The organism is Ferroglobus sp., from assembly GCF_015521575.1.
In the GTDB taxonomy this organism is placed as follows: domain Archaea; phylum Halobacteriota; class Archaeoglobi; order Archaeoglobales; family Archaeoglobaceae; genus Ferroglobus.
The window spans coordinates 1-3,524 of record NZ_WANY01000060.1; the positions used below are offsets into that span (position 1 = coordinate 1).

Annotated in this window: 3 protein-coding genes and 1 pseudogene; 2 read left to right on the forward strand and 2 right to left on the reverse strand. The window is 44.4% G+C overall.

Annotated features, from left to right (window positions below):
* Together F7C14_RS02375 and F7C14_RS02380 are read left to right on the forward strand one after the other, a co-directional pair.
* A partial coding sequence (locus F7C14_RS02375) for a PEP/pyruvate-binding domain-containing protein (RefSeq protein ID WP_290899598.1) occupies window positions 1-1,059 on the forward strand: 1,059 nt, incomplete at its 5' end.
* A 57-nt stretch (window positions 1,060-1,116) separates the two neighbouring features.
* On the forward strand, window positions 1,117-1,617 hold the full coding sequence (locus F7C14_RS02380) for an AsnC family transcriptional regulator (protein ID WP_290899599.1): 501 nt from the start codon (window positions 1,117-1,119) through the stop codon (window positions 1,615-1,617).
* On the opposite strand, the gene F7C14_RS02385 is transcribed toward F7C14_RS02380, so the two are convergent.
* Complete coding sequence (locus F7C14_RS02385; RefSeq protein WP_290899600.1) at window positions 1,588-3,231, reverse strand: class I adenylate-forming enzyme family protein; 1,644 nt, start codon at window positions 3,229-3,231, stop codon at window positions 1,588-1,590. The two genes, F7C14_RS02380 and F7C14_RS02385, sit on opposite strands and share 30 nt — an antisense overlap.
* A 2-nt stretch (window positions 3,232-3,233) precedes the next feature.
* Window positions 3,234-3,524, reverse strand: a pseudogene (locus tag F7C14_RS02390) (ABC transporter ATP-binding protein); the annotation flags it as partial.

Genomic DNA, 3,524 nt, shown 5'->3' on the forward strand with positions numbered 1-3,524 from the left:
AAGTGGTTTGATGAAATAAGCAAAGAAGATATCGGCATAGCCGGAGGGAAAGGAGCGAATTTAGGGGAGATGGTAAAGGCTGGCTTTCCGATTCCACCCGGCTTCGTTATCACAATAAACGCTTTTGAGGAGTTTCTTGAGGGAGCTAAAAAGAGAGGAAAAAAAGCGCAAATAGCGAGGATAATATCCGAGGTCGATGTCAAAAATACTGAGGAGCTGGAAAAAGTCAGCGCTTTGGCGAGGGAGATCGTAGAATCGACTCCAATTCCAGAAAAAATTGAAGAAGAGATTAGAGAAGCTTATAGAAAGCTGTGCGAAACGGTTGGAGAAGAAGTGGCTGTGGCTGTAAGAAGCTCAGCAACAGCTGAAGACGTGCCTGACGCAAGTTTCGCTGGACAGCAGGAAACTTATCTCTGGATTAAGGGAGAGGATGAGGTAGTGAGGCACGTTTTAAGGTGCTGGAGTAGCCTCTACACTCCGAGAGCGATAGCCTACAGAGCGACGAAAGGCTTCGACCACTACGAAGTTTCCATTGCCGTTGTCGTTCAGAAGATGGTAAATTCGAGGAGCAGCGGAGTTATGTTTACGCTGAACCCAACCAACGGAGATGAAAGCCAAGTTGTTATCGAGTCCGCTTGGGGGCTTGGAGAGGCGATAGTCAGCGGGGAGGTAACTCCAGATAGGTTCGTCGTCGACAAAGTCACGAAGGAGATATTGGACAGAACTATCTCTCCAAAGATTGTGTGGTGCGTCTATAAAGATGGAAAAGTCGTTCACGAAGAAGTGCCGGAAGATCTGAGAGAAAAGCCATCTTTGAGCGATGAAGAGATAATTTACCTCTCCGAAATAGGAAAAAAGATCGAAGATCATTACTCTCAGCCCATGGACATAGAATGGGCTATAGACAAAGACTTCGAATTTCCTAAGAACGTTTTCATTCTTCAAGCCCGTCCAGAGACCGTGTGGAGTAGGAAGAAGAAAGAGCCGGTGATAGGTAAAAAGAGTGGCTTCGATTTGCTTATGGAGAGAGCCCTAACACCCTTTAAGATTCCGAAATGATTAAATATTAATTTTTAAGTCTTATAACACTTTGTGACTAAGAGGCAAGGTGAAGGTATGAAGCTTGACAAAGTTAAGACGATCATAATCAAAGAGAAAGTGAAAAATCCCAACGTCACAGTCAAAGAACTCAGAGAAACCCTGCTGAAAGAGTACGGAATTAGAATAAGCTTAACGAGGGTTGCGAGAATTTTACAAGAGTTAAAAAGGAGTGGTGCGATTAGGGAAGTTATAATTCCCAACGAGAACAGTTTGATTTTTGCTTTTATCGAAATGAGCTTCAACAATCACTACTTCAAAAAATGGAAAGAAGCGTATGAGTACCTGATAAACTCGGCTCACGTTGTTATGTTCGCCGTAACTGGAGGTGTGAGGAGGTGGAAGGTATTGGCGGCTTTCAGGAGCTTTAAGGAAGTTACGCTGTGGATCCATGAGTTCTTAGATAGACATGGTGAGTTCGTGGACGAGCTTAACCTAATGTTCGTTTACGACATTTACAAGTTCCGTTTTTCTCCGGAAATCTTCGAATCAGCCCCTTCTGAGTTCCTGATCTCTTAGTTCTCTCCTCAAAATCTTGCCAACTTTCGACTTCGGTAGGAAGTCCCTGAACTCGATGTAGTCCGGAACTTTGTAAGGAGCGAGCCTTTCCCTACACCACTTTTTCAAATCGTGAGCGGTAATTCTCGCATCTTCTTTCAGTACTACGAAAGCCTTCACCCTCTCTCCAACCTTCTCGTCTGGAACGCCAATAACGCTTGCGGCAATAACAGCCGGGTGCGATTGCAAAACCGCCTCAACTTCACTCGCCGCTATTCTATATCCCTTGTATTTGATGATGTCCTTTCTTCTATCAACGAAGTAGAACTCCTCCTCATGAATTCTTACGAAGTCTCCAGTTCTACACCACAGATAACCTTCGCTCTCTATGAATCCCTTCTCAGTTTCCTCCGGATTCCTCCAGTACCCCATGGTTAGATACTCCGAGGTTACAAGTAACTCTCCCTCTCCCTCAACCTCTTCGAGCGTTTCTGGATCGATAATCTTAGCTATTCTCCCCGGAACTATCTTTCCAACGCTACCGAGTTTTGGCTCTTCAGAAAGCCTTGTTACGGAGATTACAACCGTTTCTGTTGATCCGTAAACTTGATGAAGAGGAATTCCAAACTTCTCCTTCCACATTTTGTAAACCTCAGCTGGAAGAACGTCACCAGCGCTCCAGCAGAATTTAAGAGAGGAAAGATCGTAGTAGTCAACTCTGTCGTGTTCGAGAATCATTCTGTAAAGTGTCGGTACTCCGGCAAAAAGAGTTGCTTCGTAATGCTCTATGCTCGCTAAAATCGCATCGATGTTCGGCTTTGGCATTAAAATTGCCGTATTGGCTTTGTGGAGGGTCGTGGACATTATCATATCCAAGGCGAACATGTGGAAGAGAGGAACGACAACAACGAACTTATTTTCGAGCTCTCTTATTTCCCCGTAAGTCTCCCTCAATCCGATTATTCCGCTTAAGAGAAAAGCGTGAGTGTGAACAACACCCTTAGGCAAGCCGGTTGTTCCGCCAGTATACAGAATGTGGGCAATATCCCTCTTCGGATCCACTTCCGCTTCTTCAATACTCTCCCCTCTCTTTAGCAGCTTTTTGAATTCAACGACTTTCTCCGATTTCTCGTAGCTACCTTTCGGAATTTTGTCGAACAGTTCCCCAACAATTCTCTTCCACCTTGGCAGCATTTCAGCTACGTTCGTCACAACGATTTTTTCAATTCCAACCTCTTCAACGGCTCTAACGTAACCTATGTTCGTGTCGCTGCAAATAACTACCTTAGCTCCGCTGTTTTCGAGCATGTACCTTATTTCGTTGCTTGTGTAGATGGGAGAAACCGGTACGGGAATAGCTCCTATCCTCATCAATCCGAAGTAGGAAATTAGGAACTGAGGAGAATTGGGAAGATAAAGCATCACCCTATCTCCCTTTTTAACTCCAAGTTTAGAAATTCCAGAGGAGAAACTCTCTATAAGTTCAATTAGCTTTTTGTAGCTGTACTTTTCCCCTAAGAAAATTAGCGCAGTTTGATCCGGATACTTTTCAGCCATTTCGTAAATTTTCGTCAACACAGTTTTTTCCTTTTCAGTCATCTCCAACACTTTGTCATGAAGAGAATCCCTCAACATACTCACACCCCGAGATATGCTGCCTTAACATTCGGGTTGCTCATCAATTCTTCAGAGGGCCCAGAAAAGGAGATCGTTCCCCGCTCGATAATATAACCTCTGTCGATTATCGGGAAGACTGGTCTCGCGTACTGCTCAGCTACAAGAACGGTAACTCCAAGCTCATCTCTTATTCTTTTTACAACTTCGACTATCCTCTTTTGAACAAGAGGTGCCAATCCAAGCAGAGGTTCGTCCAAGAGCAATAGCTTGGGTTTCGCCATTAAAGCTCTCGCTATCGCAAGCATCTGCTG